The following is a 409-nucleotide window of genomic DNA, read 5'->3' as shown; positions in this document are numbered from 1 at the left end:
GTGCGCGGCGACGCTGAACTGGCACAATCCATCTCCATGACCCGTGCGGAAGCGAAAGCTGCTTTCAGCAACGATATGGTTTACATGGAGAAATACCTGGAAAATCCTCGCCACGTCGAGATTCAGGTACTGGCTGACGGTCAGGGCAACGCTATCTATCTGGCGGAACGTGACTGCTCCATGCAACGCCGCCACCAGAAAGTGGTCGAAGAAGCGCCAGCACCGGGCATTACCCCGGAACTGCGTCGCTACATCGGCGAACGTTGCGCTAAAGCGTGTGTTGATATCGGCTATCGCGGTGCAGGTACTTTCGAGTTCCTGTTCGAAAACGGCGAGTTCTATTTCATCGAAATGAACACCCGTATTCAGGTAGAACACCCGGTTACAGAAATGATCACCGGCGTTGACC

1 protein-coding gene is annotated in these 409 nt (G+C 54.3%); it reads left to right on the top strand.

All coding sequences use genetic code 11. The annotated features are described in order from the left end of the window. Nucleotides 1-409: ATP-binding protein (locus tag D7X32_RS44695; RefSeq protein ID WP_500683178.1), on the top strand; the 409-nt coding region annotated here is incomplete at both ends.

Source organism: Corallococcus carmarthensis, from assembly GCF_003611695.1.
Lineage (GTDB): Bacteria > Myxococcota > Myxococcia > Myxococcales > Myxococcaceae > Corallococcus > Corallococcus carmarthensis.
Note: the sequence above shows the minus strand (reverse complement) of the source record. Positions and strands in the feature narration are given on the sequence as shown.